This is a genomic window from Streptomyces sp. NPDC059373 (assembly GCF_042751495.1).
Classification (GTDB): Bacteria; Actinomycetota; Actinomycetes; order Streptomycetales; family Streptomycetaceae; genus Actinacidiphila.
This window is the reverse complement of the sequence record NZ_JBHYXC010000016.1, coordinates 51716-75276: the sequence shown is the minus strand read 5'-3', so window position 1 is coordinate 75276 and position 23561 is coordinate 51716. Positions and strand designations below refer to the sequence as shown.

The window sequence follows — 23561 nt, the reverse complement described above, 5'->3', positions numbered from 1 at the left end:
GCCGTCGCTGCCCTGCGATGTGGACGAGCTGCGCTCGCTGTTCCTGTTCGAGAAGCTGTCCGACGGGCAGCTGGCGTGGCTGTGCGGCGAGGGCCGGGTGGAACTCGCCGACCCGGGCCAGGTGTATGCCGAGGGCGACCCCGCGACCTGCTTCTACGTCCTGCTCGAAGGCACCGTCGTCCTGTCCCGGCGGGTCGGGGAGGACGACGTGGAGGTCAGCCGTACCTCCGACCGAGGGGTGTACGCCGGCGCCTGGCAGTCCTACCTCGGCGACCGGGTCCCGCAGGTCTACAACAGCTCGCTGCGGGTCACGGTGCCGTCGCGCTTCTTCGTGCTCTCGGCGGACTCCTTCGCCTGGCTGATGCGCGACTGGTTCCCGATGTCCGTGCACCTGCTGGAGGGGCTGTTCTTGGGCAACCGGAGCACCCAGCAGGCCGTCAGCCAGCGCGAGCGGCTGCTGGCCCTGGGCTCTCTGTCGGCCGGCCTCACCCACGAGCTGAACAACCCCGCCGCCGCCGCGCTGCGCGCCACCTCCGCGCTGCGCGAGCGGGTCGCCGGGATGCGGCACAAGCTCGGCATGATCGCGGCCGGGCCGTTCGAGCGCGCCACCCTGGAAACCCTGATCGGCCTGCAGGAAGGCGCCGCCGAGCAGGTCGCCAAGGCCCCGCCGCTCAGCCCCATGGAGGCGTCCGACCGCGAGGACGCCGTCGGCGACTGGCTCGACGCGCACGGCATCGCCGGCGGCTGGGACCTGGCCCCGACCTTCGTACAGGCCGGTCTGGACATCGACTGGCTGGAGCAGGTCGCCGCCTCGGTGGACCAGGCCACGCTGGAAGGCGCGGTGCGGTGGCTGAACTACACCGTCGAGACCGAGCTGCTGATGAACGAGATCGAGGACTCCACCACCCGCATCTCGAACCTCGTCGGTGCCGCCCGCCAGTACTCGCAGCTGGACCGCTCGCCCTTCCAGGTCGTCGACGTCCACGAGCTCCTCGACAGCACCCTGCAGATGTTCACCGGCAAGATCGGCCCGGGCGTCACCGTCGTCAAGGACTACGACCGCACGGTGCCCAGGATCCCCGCCTACCCGGGCGAGCTCAACCAGGTCTGGACGAACCTCATCGACAATGCCGTCTCCGCCATGGAGGGCACCGGCACGCTCACCATCCGCACTGCCTTGGACGGCGACCGCGACAGCGTCCTCGTCGAGTTCGGCGACACCGGCCCCGGCGTGGACCCCGAGATCCGCGGGCGGATCTTCGAGCCCTTCTTCACCACGAAGCCCGTCGGCGAGGGCACCGGCCTCGGGCTCGACATCTCCTGGCGCATCGTGGTCAACAAGCACCACGGCGACCTCCAGGTGGAGTCCGTCCCCGGTGACACCCGCTTCCGCGTCCACCTCCCGCTCACTGCCCCGGAGCCCGAGCCTCAGCCCGCCCGACAGCAGGAGTCATCATGACGACCATCCCCGGCATCGACCCCACCGTCCCGCCGAGCGGGACCGGCTGCGCCGACTGCGACGCGGGCGGAGGCTGGTGGTTCCACCTGCGCCGCTGCGCGCAGTGCGGCCACATCGGCTGCTGCGACACCTCCCCCGCCCAGCACGCCAGCGCCCACGCCGCCGCCACCGGCCACCCCCTCATCCGCAGCTTCGAGCCGGGCGAGGCCTGGTTCTGGAGCTACCCGACCAAGGAGTTCGCCGAGACCGGCCCGGCCCTGGCCCCGCCCGAGTCCCACCCCGCTGACCAGCCGGTTCCCGGTCCTGCGGGGCGGGTGCCCGCGGACTGGCGCAGCCACCTGAACTAGGCCCTGTCTGACAAATAGCGCCGGCCGCCCGGAGGGCGGGCCCCGCGGCGTCTGGTGCGTGTGATCGCAAGGCGGAGGATTGCCCTCGTAGTGGGCTACTCGGGCGACTCCGACAACGCAGCGAGCGCGCGTGCCAGGGGTCGCGGGGCAGGCGGGATTTGTCAGACAGGGCCTAGCGGGAATGCGGGCGGGGGGTATGGCGTTACGGTCACCAGAGACACCGGATGAACATGAATCCCATTCCCAGGGACATCCCGTCCACAGGGAAGGGACCGGTGAGAGATCTGGAGGCCCAGCCATGGCACGTAACGACGCCCGCCCCGTCATCACGCTGCGTTCAACCGCCGGAACCGGCCACACGTACGTCACCCGCAAGAACCGGCGCAACGACCCCGACCGCCTCGTCCTGCGCAAGTACGACCCCACCGCGGGTGAGCACGTCCTGTACCGCGAGACGCGCTGACCCCCTCTCCCTGTGAAGGATCCCGCATGAACACGCGTATCCACCCCACCTACCGCCCCGTCGTCTTCCGCGACCGCTCCGCCGGCTTCGCCTTCCTGACCGGCTCGACCGCGGATTCCGCCCAGCACATCGCGTGGGAGGACGGCAACACCTACCCCGTCATCGACGTGGAGGTCTCGTCCGCCAGCCACCCCTTCTACACCGGCAACTCCCGCGTCGTGGACACCGCCGGCCGCGTAGAGAAGTTCCGGCGCCGCTACGGCTCAACTGGGGCTTGACGTCTGCCTGTCGGCGAGTTCTGATCATCCGGTCGGCCCAGTTCCACAGAGAGGACGTCCGGTGAGCAGCCTCAACAAGGGAGCCGCCAAAGTCGAAGTCAGGCTCCGCTGGGACCCCAGCCCCCTGGGCGCCCCACCCAGCGACCTCGACATCATCGCCGCCACCTACCGTGCGGCCGCCCCGCACGGTGAGCCGGCGTATCTCGTGCACTTCGACAGCCGCTCCCCCGACGGCACCATCACCCTCAACCGCGACAGCAAGAACGGCAAAGGCCTCGGCGACGACGAGGTCATGACCCTCGAACTCGACCGCCTCTCCCCCGACTACTCCCGCGTCCTCGTCGGCGTAGCCATCCAGCAAGGCGGCGGCCACCTGACCTTCGCCGACATCGCCAACCCCGCCGTCCGCCTCACCGAGGGCTACAACAAGCTCTCCGAGACCGACTTCGCCCCCGTCGCCACCTCCACCGCCGCCACCGTCGCCGAGTTCGTCCGCGACGGCTCCAGCGCCTGGCGATTCCACGCCGTCCTCCGCGGGTTCGACGCGGACCCGGATACGTTCGCGCGAACGATGGGGGCCTGAGGCGCTAAAACGCACGCCCGGCCGTCACCGCGGTGTCGGCCGGTTTCCGTTCGAACAGCCGGCCACGACTCGATCACGGCGCCAATCGGGGCCTTGCGCTCCCCCTACTCACCAGTAATGATCCCGCCACGGGCGCGCAACGGAGCCGCTCGTGAACGGAGTCCGCCATGGCCGTCGCGAGACGCAGGTTCCTCACCTACCTGGTCGCCGCCCCCACGCTGACCGTCGCCGCTCAGCTCGTGATGGACGCGGTCGACCCCGCCACCGCCTCTGCGGTGATCCCGACGCCACCCGCGATCGCGGACCTCGTCGACCTCGGCGACATCCTGATCCTCGCCGGCCTGCCGACCTCCGACATGCTCGTCCTGACGGTCGGCGAGGACGGCACAGCCACCCTCGGCCTCCCCAGGGAAGAGGTCGGCCAGGGCCTGACCACCGCCATCGCGATGCTGGTCGCCGAGGAGCTCGACCTCCCGCTCACCGACATACGTATCGAACTCGACGACGCCCGGCCCGAGTTGCTCTTCGGCCAGCTCACCGGCAGCTCGAACTCCGTACGCTCGCTCTACGACCCGGTGCGGCACGCCGCGGCCGCCGCCCGGGTACGCCTGATCGTGGCCGCCGCCGCGCGCTGGGGGCTCCCCGCGGGCAAGCTCACCACCGCCGACGGCTCGGTCGTCGCGCCCGACGGACGTACGGCTTCGTACGGCTCGCTGTCGACGGCCGCCGCGGACGCGAGCCTCACCGGCCTGACCGTCACCCTCAAGGCGGAGTCGCAGCACACCCTCGTCGGCACCCCGACCTCGCGCATCGACGCCCGCCGAATAGTCACCGGCCGGCAGGAGTACACCCTCGACCTGGACGTCCCCGGCGCCAAGCCCTGCATGGTCCGCCGCCCGCCGACGGTCAACGGCACGGTGAAGTCGGTGGCCAACGAGGCAGCGGTCCGGGCCATGGGCGGAGTGCTCGACGTCGTCGTCATACCGACGGGCGTGGCGGTCGTCGCCGAGACCTTCGGCCAGGCCCTCGCCGGCAAGGACGCCCTGGACGTCACCTGGGGCCCCGGCACCATCGACGGCCTCTCGGACGACGGCATCCGTACGAAGCTGAAGGCCGCGGCCCCTTCCTTCCCCTCCCTCACGCTGACCAAGCACATCGACGCCGAATTCGACTTCGCCTTCGTCAGCCACGCGCCACTCGAGACCAACTCGGCGGTCGCCGACGTACGTTCCGACCACGCCACCATCTGGTCCGGCCTGAAGTCCCCGATCGTCGCCCAGCAGACCATCGCCGCCGAACTCGGCCTGCCCGAGGACAAGGTCACCGTCCACGTCGTCCAGGCCGGCGGCTCCTTCGGGCGGCGGCTCTTCTTCGACGCGGCGCTCGAGGCCGCCCAGGTCTCCAAGGCCTCCGGCCGGCCCATCCGCCTCATGTGGTCCCGCATCGACGACATGCGCCACGGCCGCATGCGCCCCGCCACCCACCACAAGCTCCGCGCCACTTACGCCCTCGGCCAGGTCCTCACCTTCGAGCACCGCGTCGCCGCCGTCGAGACCGACTTCCGCCACGGCCTCGGCGAGATCCTCACCGCGATGGCGACCAAGCTCCCCACCGCCCTCGGCAACGAGACGTTCGCCCAGACCCTCTTCCTCACCACCGTCAAGTCCCCCTACAACTTCGGCGTCACCACCCAGACCCTCACCGAAGTCCCCCTCACCATGCACACCGGCTCCTGGCGGTCCGTCTACTCCGCGAACGCCCGCGGCGCCGAAGAGATCCTCGTCGACGAACTCGCCACCGCCCTCGGCAAGGACCCCCTCTCCTTCCGCCGCACCTTCCTCAAGACCGACGCCCAGCGCGCCGTCCTCGACAAGGCCGCCTCCGCCGGGAACTGGGGCCGCACCATGCCCGCCGGCCACGCCCAGGGCATCGCCTTCCACGAGGAGTACAAGTCCCGTACGGCCTGCCTCGTCGAACTCGACGCCACCGACCCCAAGGCCCCCCGCGTCACCAAGGCCGTCATCGCCGTCGACGTCGGCCGCCCCATCAACCCGCGCGGCCTGGAAGCCCAGATGCTCGGCGGCCTCACCGACGCCATCTCCACCACCCTCCGCGCCGGCCTCCACATCGACAACGGCCTCCCCCTGGAGGGCAGCTACTCCCAGTTCCACTACGCCCGCCAGAAGAACTCCCCCACCGACGTCCAGGTCATCGTCCTGCCCCCCGCGGCTGACGCCGAGCCCGGCGGCGCCGGCGAACTCGGCGTCCCCGCCGCCGTCGGCGCCATCGCCAACGCCTACGCCCGCGCCACGGGCACCCACCCCCGCACCTTCCCCATCAACTTCGACGTCGACTTCACCCCCTTCCCCCGCTGACCCCGCCGAGGAGTCCCCCCGTGCCCTCCCACACCTTCTCCGTCAACGGGAAATCCGTCACCGTCGACGCCCCCTCCGACCTCCCCCTCCTCTGGGTCCTCCGCGACCTCCTCGGCATCCGCGGCCCCAAATACGGCTGCGGCATCAACGTCTGCAAAGCCTGCACCAGCCACCTCGACGGCGCCGCCATCAACCCCTGCGTCGTCCCCGTCTCCGACGCCGCCGGCCACGACATCACCACCATCGAAGGCCTCGCCACCGGCGACACCCTCCACCCCGTCCAAGAAGCCTGGCTCGACGTCGACGTCCCCCAATGCGGCTACTGCCAGCCCGGCCAGATCATGGCCGCCGCCGCCCTCCTCAAGACCACCAGCACCCCCACCGACGCCGACATCGACGCCATAGCCAACGTCTGCCGCTGCGGCACCTACGTCCGCATCCGCGAGGCCATCAAGGCGGCCGCCGAGAAGATGGCCTGACCGGCCGCCAGGAGCTCCGCTACCAGCCACTTCCGTCCGACCGGTATTGCCAAGCCCCTGACGCTTGGTAGGAAAGCGACGCTAATATCCAGTCATGTTCGGGCGGCCGGAGCCAACGCCTCCCGGGCCGACAGCGAGAACTGCCCGGGTACAGGCCGCCTTCCGCAAGAAGTCCTCCGCACTTGGATGTTCCCGCCTGTCACGAGGACTCCAAGGGGGGAGCTTCATGCGAGAGATGACCAAAGGCGCGAACGTCAGCCTGCCCAGCCTGAGCCCGAACACCGGTTCTGTGATCGTCAGTCTGAGCTGGACGAGCGCGGAGGGGGACGGGGACGCGGACGTATCCGTGCTGCTGCTCGACGTCAACGGCAAGGTGCGCAGCGACGAGGACTTCTTCTTCTACAACAACCAGGCCAGCCCAGACGGAAGCGTCCAGCTGCTAGGGAAGACTCCGACGGACAGCGGCAGCGAGGACCGCATCAACCTCGATCTTTCGGCGCTGCCCGGTGAGGTCGAGCGCATCGTGGTGGCTGCCAGCCGGTACGGCAGCGCGCGTTTCGGTGACCTGGGGGACCTGAGGGTGGCGCTGGCCGACAGTGCCGGCGAGAGCATCGTCGGATTCTCCATCGCGGACGCCACCGTGGAGAGCGCGTTCCTCTTCGGTGAGCTGTACCGGCGTGGGGAGGAGTGGAAGTTCCGGGCCATCGGACAGGGCTACGAGACGGGACTCGCCGGGCTCGCCACCGATTTCGGCATCGATGTCGACGATGCCGAGGAGCCGGAGGCGGCGCACTCGGTGCCGGAGCCGCGCGCAGCCGCTGACGTCGCTCCGAAGGCCCCGGAAGCAGCCGTCACCGTCCCCGCGCCCGCCAGCCGACCGCGTACAGCCAAGAAGAAGGTCGTCCTTCCCAAGGCCCCCAAGAAGACCCTCGCCGAGAACGACGCCTGGCGTCCAGCCCGGCTCTTCCCCGCCTCGTCGCTCAAGAGCGACCACGAGCGCGAGGTCCGGGCGACCTCCATCCTTCTGTCCGTGATGGCCCAGGTGCCGGAATTCGGGCGCCGGCTCACCGCAGCCTTCGGTGCGCCGGCCGGCCGGATGGAGACGTTCACGGAGGTCTCGCTTCCCCACGGTGACACCCCGAAACGCCCGGACGGCGTCATCCGGGTCGAGCGCGCCGGCAAGCTGTGGACCGCCCTGGTCGAGGCGAAGACCAACGGCAACCCGCTCAAGGACGATCAGGTCCAGGACTACACGGACATCGCGACCAAACGCGGTTACGAGGCCGTCATCACGCTTTCCAACGACGTCGCCCTGGAAGGCAGCCCACTGGCCAACGTCAAGATCGACGGCCGCCGAAAGCACAAGGTCGCCCTGTGGCACCTTTCCTGGGCCGAGGTCACCTACCAGGCGCAGATGCTGATCCGACACGAGGGAGTCGGCAACGCGGCCCACGCCTGGCTCCTGCAGGAACTCCTCCACTACCTCCAGCACGAGAACTCCGGCTGCCACGGCTTCCAGAACATGGGACCGGCGTGGGTCCCCGTGCGCAACGGCATCGATACCGAGACTCTCTGCCAGGGTGACCGGCGCGCCATGCAGGTCGTCGAGAGTTGGGAACGCCTCATCCGGCAGGTCTGCCTGCGCCTCGGTGGCGAAGTCGGCGAAAAGGTGCTGCCCGTCCAGCGCGCCAAACGCGGCTCCGATCCGCAGTCACGCCGCGCCGCACTCGCCGACCGCCTCTGCGAGGACGGCCGCCTTCCCGCCGAGATCCGCATCGACGGCAACGTCGGCACCCTCTCGATCACCGCCGATCTGCGCACCAGCAAGCTCCGTACATCCATCGAAGTCCCGGCACCCGACCAAGGCTACCCCCTCACCTGGGCCAAGCGCCTCGTACGCCAACTCGACAACGCCCCCGCCGATCTCCACGTCGAAACCCTCCTCTCCGGCCAGGTCAGCGGCCCCCGCGGCACCCTCGAAAAACTCCGCCCCGAGCCGGCGGACCTCCTACCGAGGGACGGCACTGCCATCACCGGCTTCCGCCTCTCCCTCTTCAAGGGCATGGGCAGCACGCGCGGCAGCGCCGAGACCGGCTTCATCCGCAGCGTCGACGAGGCCGTCGACCACTTCCACTCCACCGTGATCACCCACCTGGAACGCCGCCCGGTGCGGCGGGAGCAGCCAGCCGGGGTCAACGGCTCGGAGTGACCGTACGGACTGACGTCGGATCCACGGGGCTTCCCTCCTCTCGTGTCGGGCTCCGGTTCGAACGATTCGTGGGTCGCGGACGGGGGGCGGAGCAACCTGGGCAGCGTGCCTTACCCATGAGGTCGGGCTCACAAGTGTCTCGCCGATCACGAGAGTTGACTGATCGTGCAGATGCCAGCGCTGAGGCGTCCTTGACGCTCGCCGGGGCGCCTGATGCGCTTGGGCGGTTGAGATGCCGATCTTGGGGGGGGTGCCTACGTGTCCAGTCTGGCTCTGTGCGCATTAATCCGTTCCGACGGCTGCCATGAAGTGAAGTCTGTCGACTACGTTGCCGAGGGTCAGAAGGCCGGGTTGCCCGCGTGCATGCCCATCTGCACAGCGATGTACGGACAGCTCGAGCGCACGGCGCCGAGGCACTCATGAGGTGGCGGCGGGGCATGGCGATAGCGGTTGTCGCCGGTGGTAGCGCAGCGACGACGATGTTGGTGGGACTGGTCACGAACGCGGTGTCGGAGCAGTCGCATTGGCCCTCCTGGCTCGGCTGGATGCAGCGGCACGCCTGGCCGTCGTTCGCTGTGTTGGGAGTGGCGCTGGTCGGATTGACGGCGCTGCTTGCTGCTCTCGCGGACCCCGTAACGCCCGAGAACGGCCCAGAGCCGGTTGTTCGCCCGCCCGATGAGTCGGGACCGCCAGGTACAGCCCTGGTCCTGCGCTCGCTGCCGCGGGACACCGCGGCGTTCACTGACCGTTCCGCGGAGCTTGAGCGGTTGACGAGGTCGGTGGAGGCCTCCCAGGAGAACGGGGAGTCACTGCCGGTCCATGTGATCGACGGGATGCCAGGCGTCGGGAAGACGACGTTCGCTGTGCATGCCGGGCATGTGCTCTCGGCGCGTTTTCCGGACGGGCAGATGTTCGTGAACCTGAATGGGCACACTCCGGGACGGAATCCGGTGCAGGCGACCGACGTGCTGGCCTCACTGCTGGCGGCCGCGGGGGTGCCCACGCAGCGGATACCGGTCGGGGACGACATGGGGGCAGTCACGGAGGCGCGGGCTGCCTTATGGCGGAGTCAGCTGGCTGGCAAGAAAGCCCTGCTCATCCTCGACAATGCCGCAAGTTACCGGCAGTTGGAGCCGCTGCTTCCCGGCGAGATCGGCTGTCTCGTCCTGGTGACCAGTCGCAAGCGGCTGGCAGCGAACGAGGAAGTGGTCCTGCCGGTCGAGGCTTTCCCGCCGGATCACGCTATCTCTCTGTTCACGCAGCTGAGCGGACGGCCGACGGAGAGCTTCGACAGGGCCGTATTGGAGGAGTTGGTGCGACTCTGCGGGTACTTGCCCCTGGGGGTATCCCTACTCGCTGCCCGGCTGCGGCACCATCCGTCCTGGCGCGCCGAGGACCTCCAGGGGCGGCTGCTGGCGGCCCGGGACCGACTGGGGGAAATGCGCGCAGGAGAGCGCGCCGTGGCGGCGACGTTCAATCTCTCCTACGCCGATCTTCCGCCGGAACGGCAGCGATTCTTCAGGCGGCTCGGTTTCTTCCCGGGTACGGATATTGACGCACATATCGGGGCCGCGCTTGACTCGATCACGGTGACGGAGGCAAGCCAGCACCTCGACGCGCTGTACGACGACCACCTGATCGACGAAAACCCGGGGAACCGTTACCGGCTCCACGACCTCTTACGCGACTACGCCCGCGGTCTCGCCGACGAGGGGGACAGTATGGATCACGCTCAGGCCGTCCAACGCGTGTGCACCTACTACTTGACTGCTCTCGCCGACGCCAACAGACACCTCGCCCGAAGCGGCGCTGTCACGGTCGCTCCCCCGCCCGATGCGTCTGTGGAGATCCCGGCCATGGAGACGCGGACCGTAGCCTTGGGATGGCTGGAGGACGAGCGGCCCAACGTGCTGGCCTGCATCGAGCAGGCGGGTGCACTGGCACTGCACTCCATGGTCATCCGTCTCGCCGCTGCCATGGCCCCCTTTCTGCGACAGGCAGGACCCTGGGACCAGGCCATCGACCTCCACCGCGCCGCCGCGGAGGCTGCTCGGCGCACCGGCGACCGGCAGGCGCTGGCCGATGCACTGGCCGAGCTTGGAGTCGTACGTCGTTTCATGGCCGGTTATGCGGAAGCTGCCGAGATCCTCAACGAGGCGGTCACGCACTACGAGGCCGTCGGCGACCTTCGTAGCAAAGCCAACGCCCTGAACCAGGTGGGCATCGTCTGGTACATGACGGCGGACAACGAAGCATCCGCCCAGGCACAGACGGACGGGCTGGCGCTCTACCGAGACGTAGGCGACCGGCTCGGGCAGGCCAACGCACTCGCGGATCTAGGGATGGTGCTCCGCCAGACCAGCAAGTTCGACGCAGCGGCAGAGACGCAGACCGAAGCTCTGTCGATCTACCGCGAGCTGAACGACCGCTACGGGGAGGCCAATTCACTTCGGGACCTCGGCGTCGTGCTCTGCCTCAAAGGGGAATACGCCCTGGCCGCCCAGCGGCATCGCGAGGCGTTCGACATCTATCGGGACCTCGACGACCGGGTGCACCAGGCCTATGCCCTGAATGAAATGGGCGTGGTGCGCCGACTGACCGGCGATATCGCCGGCGCGCACGAAGCCCACACCCAGGCGCTCACGCATTACACCGAGCTCGGCGACCAGTTCGGACAGGCCAACAGCATCAAGCACCTCGGCGTACTCCACCGGCTGACAGGGCAGACACCGGACGCCATCCGTGCCCAGCAAGAAGCCCTTGCCCTCTACCGCGACCTCGGCAGCCGTGGCGGTGAGGCCGCCGCGCTGAGCGAGCTAGGTGCAGCACGAGGCATCGCCGAGGACGCGGCAGAGGCCACCGAGGCGTTCGCACGGAGCCTTGAGATCGTGCGCGAACTCGGCGATCGATGCGCGGAGGCGGAGGTCCTCAACCACTGGGGGATGCTGCTGCGCGCTACCGGGGACCCGGCTGCCGGACGATCACTCTTCAGCCAGTCGCTGGGCATCGCACGGGAGATCGGATGCCCACTGGAGGAAGCGCGGGCGCTGGAGGGCGTGGGCCGCTGCGACCTGATGGCCCCAGAGCGCGAACCCGCCGAGACCTCACTCCGCGAAGCACTTGCCCTCTACGGCCGGCTGGGGGTGACCGACGCGGCAGCCGAAGTCGAGCGGTTGCTTGTGGCACAGGCCGGATGAGCCGGAACCCAACGCCAGACGCCTACGTTGGCGGTGCCATCAGGCCAGGTCACATGACCGATTTCGGTATGCCGCCACGCCCGGCGGGACTGATACGTTGCCAGCCGGTCAGTCGCACCAACCATCCCCCCTGCGCCGTGCCAATGATCCGGCACGCACACCACGAGGAGCGTTGAATGCACCCACGCACGACTGTTCCCTCCCCGCCCGACACGGCACATCCCAGCCCAGCGACCTCGCAGACGGCACCAGGCTCCGCAGTCCTGGACCGGATCGCCGCCCGCGTCCAGCTCCGCTTGGCGGCCGAGCAGACCGTCTCGAACAGTTCCGGCGACGGCAGCCATGCGGCATCCCTCATCTGGCCCTGGCCGCTGTGACCGCTTCCGCTTGATGACGCCACCCCACACGCCCTTTCGGACGTTCATCCTCAAGGTCGCGAACCGCTGCAACATCGATTGCGACTACTGCTACGTCTTCAACTCCAAGGACCAGGCCTGGCGTGACCTCCCCGCCCGGATGAGCGTGGACGTGGGGCGAGCGGCGGCCCGCCGGATCACCGAGCACGCATCGACGTATGGCCTGCGGACCATCCACGTCGTACTGCACGGCGGCGAGCCGCTGCTTGCCGGTCCCCGACACCTCGCGGACCTGCTGCGCACCCTCCGGGACGGCATTCCGACGCACACGGAGATCCGGTTCGAGCTCCAGACAAATGGCACGCTCCTCTCGGAGACATGGCTCGACCTCTTCGAGCAACACGCGGTCACCGTGGGCGTCAGCCTCGACGGCCCACCCGCCGCCAACGACCGCCACCGTCTGACCCACGCCTCCCGCTCCAGCGCCGCCTCGGCCGTACGCGGCATCGAACTGCTGCGGTCCCGCCCCCACCTGTTCGCCGGCCTCCTCGCCGTCGTGGACCTGGCCAACGACCCCGTGGAAGTACACGACTACCTGGCATCCTTCGACCCCCCGGCGATCGACTTCGGTCTCCCGCACGGCACCCACGACACCCCACCCCACCGCAACGACCCCACGCTCCCCGAATACGGCCTCTGGATGAGCCGCCTCTACGACACCTGGCTCGCCCGGCCCCAGCACCGCCACAGCATCCGCATGCTGGAGGACATCGTGGCCCTCACCTCCGGCGTCCACGGCTCGGTCGAAACCCTCGGCCTCGCCCCACCTGCCAGCATCGTCATCGAATCCGACGGCACCATCGAAGGCGTCGACACCCTCCGCTCCGTCGAGACAGGCGCCTCCTGGCTGGGCCTCGACGTCTTCGACGAGTCCTTCGACTCAGCCATCCACCACCCCAAGCTCCTGCACCGCCAGCACGGCAAGGCCGCCCTCGCCGACCAGTGCCAGGCCTGCCCGCTGGTGGACGTATGCGGCGGCGGCTATCTCCCGCACCGCTTCAGCACAGCCCGGGGCTACCGGAACCCTTCCGTCTACTGCACCGACCTGGAATACCTCATCAGGCACGTCCAGAACTCGCTCCACCAGCACGACTGGAACCCACGCCCGCCTGCTACATCATCCCCATAGTCCATCCACCCGCGACGACGGAAGCGCTCACCGGCGCAATCGATCCACGACCCACAGGAGACGCCGATGAGCGTGACCATCCGCCCCGCCGAGAAGAACGACGTCCGAGCCCTGTCCGAACTGATCGAAGAGATCGAGCGCTTCTACGGATCCACCGACAGCGACATCCAGCCCTTCGACGAACGCCAGTCCCAAGTCGAAGAGGCACTCTTCGGCTCCCCACCCCTGGCCTCCGCCCTCCTCGTCCAGGACGACGAGACCGGAGACATCATCGGCCTCGCCGCCTACTCCTTCCTATGGCCGGCCGCCGGGTCGTCGCACTCCCTCTTCCTCAAGGAGCTGTACGTCCGAGACACCCTCCGCCAGCAAGGCATCGGCGCCCGCCTCATGAACGAGCTCCGCGCCATCGCCGCCGCTCGCCCAGGATGCAGCCGCGTCGAGTGGATGACGGACCGCGACAACCCGATCGCACGCTCCTTCTACCAGAGCCTCGGCTTCGCAGAATTCGACGGGAAGATCGTCTACCGCGTCGACAGCAGCACAGCCTGAGGAGCACGCCCATGGGCGGCACGGGATCCGCCGGAGCCACCCAGAGCGCTGCATGGACATGCCGCAACTGACCTTTCACCTGATCCGCCGTGCGTAAGCTGGGCCTCTGAGATTTTCGGACGGGGAGCAGGCGGCGTGGACAATCGGCTTCGTGATCTTGCGAAGGCATCACCGAACTTCGGGGTGCTCTACCAGCACCAGTCGCTGCTGTCGCTGTACGGCGCCCTGGCCGAAGCCACCGTCTTCACGAATCCCAACTCCTCCCTCGTCCAGGCGGGCCAGTTCGGTGAAGTACTGGCTGAGGAACTGGTCAGCCGCACCGGCATGCAGGTCGAGGGAGACCGCCAGGTCGATCGTCTGAACGCCCTCACTCGTGCCGGCGTGCTGGTCGCAGAGACTCGTGCCGACTTCGACACACTGCGCCGCGACCGGAACAAGGCTGCGCACAGTCACCTCTTCGATACGTCTCGTGCTCTCGCTGCCGTGCGCGTCTGCTACAAGCTGGGGCTCTGGTTCCACGACGCCCTCACGGGCCGCCGCACCGTCGCGGAGTTCGTTCCGCCGGTTGACCCCGGCGATACCGCCCAGGTCACGGACCCGGCTGAGCTCACTGAGCTCCGCGAGGCCCTCGACGGCCACCGACAAGCTCTCACCCAGGCACGCACCCGCGTCACCGAGTCCGCCAACGAACTCGAGGCCGAGCGCAAGGCACGCGCCGAGGCCGAGAATCTCATCGCCAGCGCCGATGCGAACAAGCATGAGCTGCTCACACGTATAGAGCAGTTGGCCTCTCAGGTCGAAGAGTTGCGTAGCGAACAACAGGCCTCGTATGAGGCCGTGCGGCGGCAGCCGCGCAACGTGGACACTGCTGCCCGCGAGGCGATCATCCACCGCGCGCAACGCCCTGCCCCGCTCAACGAGGTACAGGCCCGCGACGCCATCGACGCGATGCTGCGCGCGTCCGGCTGGGTCGTCCAGGACCGCGATCACGTCAATCCGGGTGCCGGTCAGGGCGTCGCCGTCCGGGAGTTCACCCTCGCCACCGGCCGCGCCGACTATGTGCTGTATGTGGACGGCCACATCGTCGGCGTCGTGGAGGCCAAGCGCGAGGGCGACCACCTCTCCAGCGCGGTCGAGCAGAACGACCGGTACGCGGCCGGCGTGCTCAAGGAGCATCGCCTCGCCGTCTGGCACGAGGACGAGCCCTTCGCCTTCCGCTACGCCACCACCGGCACCGAGACGTACTTCATCGACCGCCGCGACCCTGACGCCCGTTCCCGCGAGGTCTTCTCCTTCCACCGCCCCGAGACGGTCGCGGCCTGGATGCGCCGTACCGAGGAGACCCCCGCTGCCCCGACCCTCCGGGCCGCCCTGCGAAGGCTGCCTCCCCTGGAAGCCAACGGCCTGCGCCTGGCCCAGGTCGACGCGATCAGCGGCCTTGAGGACTCCCTCGCCCACGACCACACACGGGCTCTGATCCAGATGGCGACCGGAGCGGGCAAGACCTTCACCGCCGTCGCGCAGACCTACCGTCTACTCAAGTACGCCAAGGCCCGCCGCGTCCTCTTCCTGGTCGACCGCAACAATCTGGGCAGGCAGGCGTTCGACGAGTTCCGGAAGTTCCCCACGCCCGACGACGGCCGCAGGCTCTCCGACATCTACAACGTCGACCGCCTCGGCGCGGCCGGGCTCCAGGACACCTCGTCGGTCGTCATCTGCACGATCCAGAGGATGTACTCCCTACTGCGCGGCGAGACCCTCACCGACGACGAGACGGGCGACGACGCCACGGACAGCCTTGCGTACGAGGACACCTACGCCACCGACCGGCCCATCGAGGTCTCCTACAACCCCGACGTGCCGATCGAGTCCTTCGACCTGATCATCGTGGACGAGTGCCACCGCTCGATCTACGGCCTGTGGCGGGGCGTTCTGGAGTACTTCGACGCCCATCTCGTCGGCCTGACCGCCACCCCCACCCTCCAGACCCTCGGCTTCTTCGGCCGCAACCTGGTCTCCGAGTACACCTACCCGCAGGCCGTCGCCGACGGCGTCAACGTCGACTTCGACGTCGTACGCATGCGTACCGACCTGCGGGAGAATGGCGCCGCCACCATCGAGTCGGGCACGACCGTAAAGGTCAGGGACCGCAAGACCCGACGGCAGCGCTACCAGGAACTCGACGACGACTTCACCTACTCCACGCGGCAAATTGGCCGGTCGGTCGTCGCGGTGGACGAGATCCGGGCCGTGCTCACCGCCTACCGCGACAACTGGCGCCGCTGGTTCCCCGGCCGCACCGAACTCCCCAAGACCCTGATCTTCGCCGTCGGCGAGGACCACGCCGAGGACGTCCTCGCCCAGGTCAAGGAGGTCTTCGGCCGCGGCGACGACTTCGCCAAGAAGATCACCTACAAGAGCCGCCAGGCCGGCGAGGACCCGGACGAGCTGATCCGCTCACTGCGCACCTCCCCCCGGCTGCGGGTCGCCGTCACCGTCGACATGATCGCCACGGGTACGGATATCAAGGCCCTGGAGTGCGTGATCTTCCTGCGCGAGGTGCGCAGCGCGGTGCTCTTCGAGCAGATGAAGGGGCGCGGCGCCCGCACCATCGACCAGACTGAACTGCAGGAGGTCACCCCGGGCGCCGACTCGTCCGTCCGCAAGGACCGCTTCGTGTTGGTCGACGCGGTCGGCGTGACGGACTCACCGCTGGTCGACGCCAAACCGCTCGTCCCGGCGGGCGAACGGCAGGTCGCCCTGTCCAAGCTGCTGGACAAGGCCGGTACGAAGTCAATCACCGCGAGCGAGGCCGAGATCCTGGCCGGCCGCCTCGCCCGCCTCAACCAGCAGTTGACGGCCGAGGAACGCGACCATCTCACCCGGGCTGCGGGCGGGAAGACCCTGTCCCAGATCGCGGGCGAGATCGTCAAGGCCGTCGACCCCGACCGGCAGGAGCGGGCTTTGGAGGACGGTGGCCCGGCGGCGGCCCGGCGGCTCGTGGAGAACGCGATCGCCCCGCTGACCGAGAATCCTGAGCTGCGACGCCACATCATCGAGATCCGCCGTGACAAGGACTACGTCATAGACGAGTTCACCGCCGTCCAGGTGACCGACCTGCACGAGGTCCCCCCTGAGGAACGGGCCCGTGAGGAAGTCGACCGCTGGAGCCGGTTGCTGAAGGAGGAGCGCGACCGCATCGCCGCCGTCAACATCGCCCTGACCAGCCCCCGTTCCGTCTCCCCGGCTGCGGCTTACACCGCGCTCCAAGAACTGGCCCTGGAGATCCGCCGCCCCCAGTACGCCTGGACTGCGCAGTCCCTGTGGACGTTCTACGAGAACTTGGGCGCGGCGACCCACCGGGCGGATGGAGAGGCTGGCGTCCCTGACCTGATCTCCCTCATCCGGTATGAGTTGGGCGTGGACGACGAGCTGAAGCCGTACCGGGAGACGGTCGACACCCGCTTCGAGTCGTGGCTGCTCAAGCAGCAGCAGGCCGGCGCCGACTTCTCCGACGAGCAACTGTGGTGGCTGCGGTCCATACGGAATGTGGTCGCGAGCGACGTCGGCATCAGCCCCGCCGAGTTCAACGCCGAGCCCTTCAAGGGCAAAGGCGGCGGACGCGGCTTCGCGCACGCGTTTCCGGACCGCGATGTGCGGTCCTTGTTGAGTGAGCTGAATCGAGAACTGGCGTGAGTGACGTGGAACTTCCGGCCGGGTGGGCGTGGGCGACCCTAGAGTCGCTTCTCGCAACTGAACCTCGCGCCATTACGGATGGCCCCTTCGGCTCCAACCTCAAGTCTGCACATTACACAGACGAGGGTGCCCGGGTGATCCGTCTGCAGAACGTTGGCGATGGCATTTTCCGAGATGAACGCGCCTACATCAGCCTTGACCATTTCGAAACCCTCCGAAACCACGAGGTCGTGCCAGGTGACCTAATCATCGCCTCACTGGGGGAATCTCTTCCCCGCGTCACAATCGTCCCCGAAATGCGTAGCCCCGCAATTGTCAAGGCCGACGTCATCCGTGCACGCATCCACGAATCCGTGTCGACAAAATGGGTCATGTACGCACTCATGTCGCCGTACGTCCGCAACCACACGGCTTCTCGCATCAAGGGCGTGGGGCGCCCTCGACTCGGTTTGGGCGAGATCCGGAAACTTCCTGTACCGATGCCGCCCCTAGCCGAGCAGCGCCGCCTCGTCGAGGTCCTCGAAGCCCACTTCTCTCACCTCGATGCAGGCATCTCGACCCTCAATCTTGTCCGAGCAAAGTCCGAGCGACTTAAATCTGTTGTGAATGGGGAGGCTCTGGCCGGCCGCTTCAGCCGCCCAGTCCGTGCCGACGAAACCGTGCGCAGGAAAACCGTACAGCAGGCCAGCAACTCATTGGCCGCCCGCCGCTGGAAGCCCACGGAACCTGTCATAATCCCTGGATATAAACCTCCGAAAAACTGGACAACAGTAAGCCTGGGGGACCTGTCATACGAATCTGGCTACGGCACGTCAACCAAGTGCGCCTATGAGGCACCCGGCTATCCAGTCCTACGCATTCCGAATGTCCAAGGAGGATCAATCAACCTTTCAGACATAAAGAACGCAGTCGACCCTACAGTCGATCTGACTAAGTTCAACCTTGAGCCCGGGGATCTTCTATTCGTGCGCACCAATGGGAGTCCCCGTCTCATCGGCAGGGTTGGCGTCGTCGAAGAAAATCTTCCCTACGCCTTCGCGTCTTACCTCATCAGATTTCGCCTCACTCCTGGAATCGTGAAACCGCGCTGGGTTCAGCTGGTAATGCAGAGCCCTCTATGGCGGCGAGCGATTGAACGGTACGCGGCGTCTTCGGCTGGTCAATACAACCTGAGCGCAGAGACGCTCTCTCAGCTTCCCGTGCCCGTTCCCCCCTTGGAAGTGCAGTGCGAGACACTTGACGCTGTGGACGCTGCTGCGGCTAGAGCCCTGCGCCTGTCCGTCGCCACTAATGTCGCCTTGGCGCGCGCAGACCATCTGCGGAGCGCGCTGATGAGTCGCGCGTTCACCGGTCAACTCGTCCCCCAGGACCCCGCCGACGAGCCCGCATCCATCGCCCTCGACCGGATCCGTGCCGAGCGCGCGGCCCAGGGCGCCAAGCCCAAGCAAGCTCGTCGCCCGCAAAAGACGACGCCCCCGCCGCCGACAACCACCGGAACCCCGATCCCCACCACCGCCGTTCAGCAGGAGCTTCCGCTGTGACCCCCGCAACCCCCGCCCTGGCCAGCGCGCAGACCAACTCCCTGGTCGCCAAGCTCTGGAACTACTGCAACGTCCTCCGGGACAACGGCCTGTCCACCATCGAGTACGTCGAGCAGCTCTCGTACCTCCTCTTCCTCAAGATGGCCGACGAGATCGAGACCGACCCCTTCACCGAGGCCGAGGCCCGAGCCGTCGTACCGGCCGACTACAACTGGCAGAAGCTCGCGTCCAAGAAGGGCCTCGACCTCGAAGTCCACTACCGCAAGACCCTGATCGCCCTCGCGCAGCGCCCCGGTACCACCCTCGGCACGATCTTCGCCAAGTCACAGAACCGCATCACCGAGCCCGCCCTCCTCGAAAAGCTGGTCGTCGACCTGATCGGCAAAGAGGACTGGACAATCCAGGGCACCGACCTCAAGGGCGATGCCTACGAAGGTCTGCTCGCAAAGGGCGCAGAGGACACCAAGACCGGCGCCGGCCAGTACTTCACACCCCGGGCGCTCATCGACGCCATGGTCGACGTGATGCAGCCGCAGCCGGGCGACACCATCACCGACCCGGCCTGCGGCACCGGCGGCTTCCTGATCGCGGCCCACAGCTACATCCGAAGCCACCACATGCGGGACCTCACCCGCGAGCAGCGCCTCGCGCTGGGCTCAGGCAAGATCTGGGGCAACGAACTGGTGACCGGCACCGCCCGGCTCGCTGCCATGAACATGCTGCTGCACGGCATCGGTGACGCCGACGGCGAATCGCTCATCACCGTGGGCGACGCCCTCAGCAACAAGCCCGACCGGCACGCCTCACTCGTCCTCGCCAACCCCCCGTTCGGCAAGAAGTCCTCGATCACCATCGTCGGCACGGACGGTAAGGCCGAGCGCGAGGACATCTCCTACGAGCGCGACGACTTCCGCGCCACCACCACCAACAAGCAGCTCAACTTCCTCCAGCACATCATGTCGCTGATGGAGATGAACGGCCGTGCGGCCGTCGTCCTCCCCGACAACGTCCTGTTCGAGGGCGGCGCGGGCGAGAAGGTCCGCCGCCGCCTGCTCGAAGAGTTTGACCTGCACACGATCCTCCGCTTGCCCACCGGCATCTTCTACGCGGGCGGGGTGAAGGCCAACGTCCTGTTCTTCGAGAAGAAGCCGCCCCAGGCAGGAGACGGCCACAACACCACCAAGCTCTGGATCTACGACTTCCGCACCGGCAAGCACTTCACCCTCAAGCAGCACCCGCTCCGCCGCACCGACCTGGACGAGTTCGTAGAGGCGTACCTGCCGGGCAAGTCACCCACCGAACGTGTGGAGTCGGAGCGTTTCAAGGCCTTCGACTACGACGAGCTGATCGCCCGCGACAAGGTCAACCTCGACATCACCTGGATGAAGGACCCGGCGCTTGACGACGCCGACAGCCTGCTGCCGCCCGAGGTGATCGCCCGGGAGATCGTCGAGGACCTCCAGGCCGCGCTGAGCGAGTTCGCGGCCATCGCCGAGGCACTCGGTGGTGAAGTCCCGGCCGACGCCGACGAAATTCAGCCAACGGAAACGGACTGACGCCCAAACAGGTTGACGGTCCCTCAGACTCGCCGGGAATCTTGATGTTGAAGTCGGGCGAGACGGGGGACCGAATGACCATTCCACAGCCGCAGACGCGTGAGTTCCAGGCGTTTCTGACCAACCTGAAGTACGCCCGCAAGATGATCCTGGCCGGACAGAGCCTGGCCCCCTTCCGCTCCCCGGTCATCGACATCGACGACTTCTACCGCGCCGCGTGGGTTCAGGCGGTGGCCGCCATCGACCACTGGTTTCACGAGGAGCTGTACCGGCGGGTCGCCGACCTCGCCGCCGAGGACGGCCCCGGCATGCCCTATCAGCTGACCAGATTCGAGCTGCCACTCGCCAAGGTCGAGGAGATCCGGCGCGGTACCACCACCCTCGCCGACGCGGTGTCCGAGCATGTCCGGGCCAGGTGGGCCAACGCCTCACTCCAGAACCCGCGCAAGATCAGCGAGGCACTGAAGCTGGTCACGGAGGAGGACATCTGGGCCAAGGCCGCCGTTCAGCTCAACGAGTGGAATCACGGCCGCACGTCGATGACGGCCCAGTCCTTGAAGAAGCAGTACGTGACCATCACCGACCGGCGCAACAAGATCGCCCACGACGCGGACCTGCTGGAAGGTGACCTCAAGCAGCGCCGTCCGATCACAGACGCGGAGGTGGCCGACGCTATTGACTGGATCGAGCGCATCGCCGTCGCGATCGCCAAGGTCCTCGGCTGAGGTCAATCACACGGGTAGGTACGAGTGTGCCCTGTGCACCCGTAGCGGGCACACAGGTCAACTGAGCGATTCGTCCAGTCAGACGTCCTGTTGGGCGGCGAAGCCGACGAAGGCGGACCACGCGGCTGGCGTGAAGTTGAGGACTGGGCCCGGCTTGTCCTTCGAGTCGCGGACGAGGACGGTGTCTGGGCAAGCCGCTACTTCAACGCATTCGCCGCCCTCGCCGCTGCTGTAGCTGCTCTTCAACCAGGCCGACTCGTGCACAGCCAGCACGGGCGCTTCGACATTCATATCTCTCCCAGCAACTTCTCTACAAGGGCCAGCGTCTCGCGCGGAGTTAGGGCCTGGGCCCGGAGGATGCCGTATTGCTCCTCGATCTCCCGGACCGATTTCCGCTCCGTGTAGAGGTGGCTGTCCTTGTGCGCCTCCACGTACGCCATCCTGCGTCCTTCTTGCGTCTCGATCAAGGTGAACGGACCAGCCAGTCCGGCATGCTCTTCGCGGTCGGTCGGCATCACCTGGATCTCGACGTTACGTCGCTGCCCGTACAGCAGAATCTGCTCCAACTGACCCCGAATCACGCTCTGGCCGCCAAGAGGGCGGCGCACGACCACCTCCTCGATCACGAAGCTGATGGTGGGCAGCGGTGCGCGGGAGAAGATCTCCTGACGGGCCAATCGAGCCGCCACCCGTTGGGCCACGGTGTCCTCGTCCAACAGCGGACGCCGCATCGCGAACACCGCCCGCGCGTACTCCTCCGTCTGCAACAGACCCGGCACCGCCATGCTCGCGTACACGTGCAGCTCTACCGCCTCGGCCTCCAGCCTCGCAGCATCGCGGAAGAACGCCGGGTACTGGGCCCGGGCCACCTCATCCTTCAGCTCCGCCAGGACGCCGTGCGCGCCGAGCACCTCGTCCGCCTTGTCGATGAACCGGGGCGGAGGGATGCGCCTTCCCTGCTCGAATGAGGCGATCGTCGAAGGCGAGTATCCGGTCCGGGCGCCGAGTTCGGAGCGCTCCATCTCAGCCCAGACGCGGAGGCGTTTCAGTTGGCGTCCGAAGACGGAGAGGATGCCGGTGGTTGGCTCGTGGTCGTGCTCGGCCTCCTGCTGACCGTCGTCGTCCATACGTCCTGCCTCCCCGGGTCACGCTGACCGTCGCGTACAAGCGCGTATCCGCCGCGTACAACGCACCGCAGTCAGCGCGTCACGCCTCGTCAACGGTATGTCGCCAGCGGAACGGTAGGCCCCATGAACGACACAACTCCCCCTACCGGGGCAACGCCCCTGCCCAGCGCGCCCGCCCAAGAATTCGCGATGCAGTTCACGTCCACCCCACGCGGCGCCCAGCTCGCCCGGCGCATGGTCTCGCACCGGCTCGACGACTGGACGCACGCCTACGGTTCGCCGGCCAACGAGATCGTCACGCTCATCGCCGCCGAGCTCACCGCCAACGCCGTGCGCCACGGCCATGTCCCCGGAAGGGACTTTCGGCTCCGCCTGACGGCGACGCCCGCCACGATCCGTATCGAGGTGTCGGACACCCGCACCGAGAGGCTCCCGCGCTCTACCTGCCCCTCCCCCGACGCAGAGTCCGGGCGTGGCCTGTACCTCGTCGCCCGGCTGGCCACCCGTTGGGGCATCGCCCCGCGCCCAGGGGCGCCCGGAAAGACCGTCTGGGCGGAGTTCACCCCGCAGGAAACGACAGCCCAGTCAAGCCCGCCCATCTCTTTCCAGTGACATGAGCCCACATCGACGTCGGGCCAGCCGGGACGTCACTTGAGTGTTGTCCCTGAGTTCAGGCAGAGAGGAGTCCCTATGCGAGAGCCGCCTGACCTGTACACGATCGAGCTGGAGCCAGAGGTCCGGGCTTGGCTGGAGACCCTCGGCACCGCCGACTACCGCGCTGTCGAGCGGTTCGCCGACCGCTTGGCGGCAGATGGCCTTTCCTCTGGCCAGCCACCTCGGCGACGGCCTGAGAGAGCTGCGTGTTGGCCCCGTGCGTGTGACGTACTGGCTGGCGCCTGGCCGGAGAGCTGTTCTGCTCACCGTGTTCCGGAAGACGAAGATGCGGCAGACCGAGGAGGTGCAGAGAGCGCACCGGGCACGAAAGCTCTGCGAGGCCGAGCATCCGCCAGCCGCCTCGCACGACGTTTACAGTAGGCCCGAGGAGGTCTCATGAGCAGCGGATACCACACCAGCTGGAACGTCCCGCCCGAGCACCGTGAAGACCCCGCCTACCGGGCTGCCGGGCGCCGGATGGACTTCGCCCAGGCGGTGTACGACCGGCGCTCGGCGCTCGGCTGGAGCAGTGCGGAGCTCGCGCGCCGCGCCGGCCTGGCCGAGGAGGACATCGAGTCCATCGAGGAGAGCGGGGTGGACCCGACTCTCGAGCTCATCGAACAGCTCGCCGTCGCTCTGGATTCCGGCGCACGCATCGACCCTGGCCGCACCCCGGAATTCCGATTTGAGGAACGGGCTGCCTGACGAGTGCGTACTCCGCGGCCGCCCCATCGACATGATGAGGAGGCCGTGCGGAAAACCGGTGGCTGGTCGCTGG

The 23561-nt window shown here is 67.8% G+C and carries 20 protein-coding genes and 1 pseudogene; 19 read left to right on the top strand and 2 right to left on the bottom strand.

From position 1 onward, the window contains the following. Positions 1-7: 7 nt before the first annotated feature. From ACFXJ5_RS21985 to ACFXJ5_RS21910, 16 genes are all read left to right on the top strand, one after another. Positions 8-1459: an ATP-binding protein gene (locus ACFXJ5_RS21985; RefSeq protein ID WP_384633706.1), complete on the top strand. Its 1452-nt coding sequence runs from the start codon at positions 8-10 to the stop codon at positions 1457-1459. Further along, positions 1456-1806, top strand: a complete 351-nt coding sequence (locus ACFXJ5_RS21980) for a UBP-type zinc finger domain-containing protein (RefSeq protein WP_384633461.1) — start codon at positions 1456-1458, stop codon at positions 1804-1806. The genes ACFXJ5_RS21985 and ACFXJ5_RS21980 overlap by 4 nt, the downstream gene beginning before the upstream one ends. Before the next feature lie 298 nt (positions 1807-2104). Continuing rightward, positions 2105-2269, top strand: a complete 165-nt coding sequence (rpmG, locus tag ACFXJ5_RS21975) for a 50S ribosomal protein L33 (RefSeq protein WP_127355579.1) — start codon at positions 2105-2107, stop codon at positions 2267-2269. A 26-nt stretch (positions 2270-2295) separates the two neighbouring features. Then, entirely contained in the window at positions 2296-2547 is a 252-nt protein-coding gene (locus tag ACFXJ5_RS21970) for a type B 50S ribosomal protein L31 (protein ID WP_384633456.1), read from the top strand. Between the two features lie 61 nt (positions 2548-2608). Then, complete coding sequence (locus tag ACFXJ5_RS21965; protein ID WP_384633453.1) at positions 2609-3130, top strand: TerD family protein; 522 nt, start codon at positions 2609-2611, stop codon at positions 3128-3130. 167 nt (positions 3131-3297) lie between these two features. After that, positions 3298-5505 carry a molybdopterin cofactor-binding domain-containing protein gene (locus ACFXJ5_RS21960; protein ID WP_384633450.1) on the top strand — a complete coding sequence of 736 codons (2208 nt, stop codon included), beginning with the start codon at positions 3298-3300 and terminating at the stop codon, positions 5503-5505. 20 nt (positions 5506-5525) lie between these two features. Beyond that, positions 5526-5984: a (2Fe-2S)-binding protein gene (locus ACFXJ5_RS21955; protein ID WP_384633447.1), complete on the top strand. Its 459-nt coding sequence runs from the start codon at positions 5526-5528 to the stop codon at positions 5982-5984. Between the two features lie 226 nt (positions 5985-6210). Then, complete coding sequence (locus ACFXJ5_RS21950) at positions 6211-8193, top strand: TerD family protein (protein ID WP_384633444.1); 1983 nt, start codon at positions 6211-6213, stop codon at positions 8191-8193. Positions 8194-8630: 437 nt separating this feature from the next. Next, on the top strand, positions 8631-11390 hold the full coding sequence (gene haaT / locus ACFXJ5_RS21945) for a cyclophane-containing RiPP biosynthesis TPR protein HaaT (protein ID WP_384633441.1): 2760 nt from the start codon (positions 8631-8633) through the stop codon (positions 11388-11390). 176 nt (positions 11391-11566) lie between these two features. After that, positions 11567-11767: a HaaA family cyclophane-containing RiPP peptide gene (gene haaA, locus ACFXJ5_RS21940; RefSeq protein ID WP_384633438.1), complete on the top strand. Its 201-nt coding sequence runs from the start codon at positions 11567-11569 to the stop codon at positions 11765-11767. A 13-nt stretch (positions 11768-11780) separates the two neighbouring features. Beyond that, on the top strand, positions 11781-12935 hold the full coding sequence (locus ACFXJ5_RS21935; protein ID WP_384633435.1) for an FxsB family cyclophane-forming radical SAM/SPASM peptide maturase: 1155 nt from the start codon (positions 11781-11783) through the stop codon (positions 12933-12935). 66 nt (positions 12936-13001) lie between these two features. After that, positions 13002-13484: a cyclophane-containing RiPP N-acetyltransferase HaaN gene (gene haaN, locus ACFXJ5_RS21930; protein WP_384633432.1), complete on the top strand. Its 483-nt coding sequence runs from the start codon at positions 13002-13004 to the stop codon at positions 13482-13484. Positions 13485-13619: 135 nt separating this feature from the next. Beyond that, on the top strand, positions 13620-17180 hold the full coding sequence (locus ACFXJ5_RS21925) for a DEAD/DEAH box helicase family protein (RefSeq protein WP_384633428.1): 3561 nt from the start codon (positions 13620-13622) through the stop codon (positions 17178-17180). 134 nt (positions 17181-17314) lie between these two features. Beyond that, positions 17315-18721 (top strand): restriction endonuclease subunit S, encoded by a 1407-nt coding sequence (locus tag ACFXJ5_RS21920; protein WP_384633425.1) that lies wholly within the window; start codon positions 17315-17317, stop codon positions 18719-18721. Then, positions 18718-20277, top strand: coding sequence for an N-6 DNA methylase (locus ACFXJ5_RS21915; protein ID WP_384633422.1), 1560 nt, complete (start codon positions 18718-18720; stop codon positions 20275-20277). The genes ACFXJ5_RS21920 and ACFXJ5_RS21915 overlap by 4 nt, the downstream gene beginning before the upstream one ends. A gap of 74 nt (positions 20278-20351) precedes the next feature. Next, positions 20352-21002 carry a hypothetical protein gene (locus tag ACFXJ5_RS21910; RefSeq protein WP_384633419.1) on the top strand — a complete coding sequence of 217 codons (651 nt, stop codon included), beginning with the start codon at positions 20352-20354 and terminating at the stop codon, positions 21000-21002. A gap of 78 nt (positions 21003-21080) precedes the next feature. Here the strand turns inward: ACFXJ5_RS21910 and ACFXJ5_RS21905 are convergent, their stop codons facing one another. Continuing rightward, a complete protein-coding gene (locus ACFXJ5_RS21905) occupies positions 21081-21293 on the bottom strand; it encodes a DUF397 domain-containing protein (protein WP_384633416.1) in 213 nt (70 codons plus the stop codon). Then, complete coding sequence (locus ACFXJ5_RS21900; protein ID WP_384633413.1) at positions 21290-22129, bottom strand: helix-turn-helix domain-containing protein; 840 nt, start codon at positions 22127-22129, stop codon at positions 21290-21292. The genes ACFXJ5_RS21905 and ACFXJ5_RS21900 overlap by 4 nt, the downstream gene beginning before the upstream one ends. A gap of 123 nt (positions 22130-22252) precedes the next feature. Between ACFXJ5_RS21900 and ACFXJ5_RS21895 the strand changes: the two genes are divergently transcribed. The 3 genes and pseudogenes from ACFXJ5_RS21895 to ACFXJ5_RS21885 all read left to right on the top strand — a co-directional run bounded on the left by ACFXJ5_RS21895 (position 22253) and on the right by ACFXJ5_RS21885 (position 23488). Further along, positions 22253-22741, top strand: coding sequence for an ATP-binding protein (locus ACFXJ5_RS21895; RefSeq protein ID WP_384633410.1), 489 nt, complete (start codon positions 22253-22255; stop codon positions 22739-22741). Positions 22742-22819: 78 nt separating this feature from the next. Next, positions 22820-23183: pseudogene (locus ACFXJ5_RS21890) on the top strand (type II toxin-antitoxin system RelE/ParE family toxin). Continuing rightward, positions 23180-23488, top strand: a complete 309-nt coding sequence (locus ACFXJ5_RS21885; RefSeq protein ID WP_384633407.1) for a helix-turn-helix domain-containing protein — start codon at positions 23180-23182, stop codon at positions 23486-23488. Before ACFXJ5_RS21890 ends, ACFXJ5_RS21885 begins: the two are co-directional and overlap by 4 nt. Positions 23489-23561 lie beyond the last annotated feature (73 nt).

Excerpts from the sequence above, each read along its gene's own strand:
- ACFXJ5_RS21980 (WP_384633461.1), top strand. The coding sequence starts at position 1,456 with ATGACGACCATCCCCGGCATCGACCCCACCGTCCCGCCGAGCGGGACC.
- rpmG (WP_127355579.1), top strand. The coding sequence starts at position 2,105 with ATGGCACGTAACGACGCCCGCCCCGTCATCACGCTGCGTTCAACCGCC.
- ACFXJ5_RS21970 (WP_384633456.1), top strand. The coding sequence starts at position 2,296 with ATGAACACGCGTATCCACCCCACCTACCGCCCCGTCGTCTTCCGCGAC.
- ACFXJ5_RS21960 (WP_384633450.1), top strand. The coding sequence starts at position 3,298 with ATGGCCGTCGCGAGACGCAGGTTCCTCACCTACCTGGTCGCCGCCCCC.
- ACFXJ5_RS21950 (WP_384633444.1), top strand. The coding sequence starts at position 6,211 with ATGCGAGAGATGACCAAAGGCGCGAACGTCAGCCTGCCCAGCCTGAGC.
- haaT (WP_384633441.1), top strand. The coding sequence starts at position 8,631 with ATGGCGATAGCGGTTGTCGCCGGTGGTAGCGCAGCGACGACGATGTTG.
- haaA (WP_384633438.1), top strand. The coding sequence starts at position 11,567 with ATGCACCCACGCACGACTGTTCCCTCCCCGCCCGACACGGCACATCCC.
- ACFXJ5_RS21935 (WP_384633435.1), top strand. The coding sequence starts at position 11,781 with ATGACGCCACCCCACACGCCCTTTCGGACGTTCATCCTCAAGGTCGCG.
- haaN (WP_384633432.1), top strand. The coding sequence starts at position 13,002 with ATGAGCGTGACCATCCGCCCCGCCGAGAAGAACGACGTCCGAGCCCTG.
- ACFXJ5_RS21910 (WP_384633419.1), top strand. The coding sequence starts at position 20,352 with ATGACCATTCCACAGCCGCAGACGCGTGAGTTCCAGGCGTTTCTGACC.
- ACFXJ5_RS21905 (WP_384633416.1), bottom strand. The coding sequence starts at position 21,293 with ATGAATGTCGAAGCGCCCGTGCTGGCTGTGCACGAGTCGGCCTGGTTG.
- ACFXJ5_RS21900 (WP_384633413.1), bottom strand. The coding sequence starts at position 22,129 with ATGGACGACGACGGTCAGCAGGAGGCCGAGCACGACCACGAGCCAACC.
- ACFXJ5_RS21895 (WP_384633410.1), top strand. The coding sequence starts at position 22,253 with ATGAACGACACAACTCCCCCTACCGGGGCAACGCCCCTGCCCAGCGCG.
- ACFXJ5_RS21885 (WP_384633407.1), top strand. The coding sequence starts at position 23,180 with ATGAGCAGCGGATACCACACCAGCTGGAACGTCCCGCCCGAGCACCGT.